Genomic DNA, 228 nt, shown 5'->3' with positions numbered 1-228 from the left:
CTTCTATCACTTTCCCAATTTTTTAAAGAACAGTTCTGATCAAAGACCAGAAGTCAGCTTTTGTGCCCTTCTCATTACCTGTCGGCAGGGAGAAGTCAAAAGCTCACTTCTGAGCTTTTCAAGCAATTGCGTTAGCCGTAGGTGGAGATGGTGGAGCCAAGGAGGATCGAACTCCTGACCTCCTGCGTGCAAGGCAGGCGCTCTCCCAGCTGAGCTATGGCCCCATCG

The 228-nt window shown here is 50.4% G+C and carries 1 tRNA gene; it reads right to left on the bottom strand.

What is annotated here, in order from left to right:
• Window positions 1-148: 148 nt before the first annotated feature.
• Window positions 149-224, bottom strand: a tRNA-Ala gene (locus tag QMX82_RS25800).
• Window positions 225-228 lie beyond the last annotated feature (4 nt).

Origin of the sequence: Pseudomonas sp. PS02302 (assembly GCF_029959585.1) — a bacterium.
Taxonomy (GTDB): Bacteria; Pseudomonadota; Gammaproteobacteria; order Pseudomonadales; family Pseudomonadaceae; genus Chryseomonas; species Chryseomonas aestiva.
The sequence above is the reverse complement of the archived record's forward strand: the minus strand, read 5'-3'. Positions and strand labels throughout refer to the sequence as shown.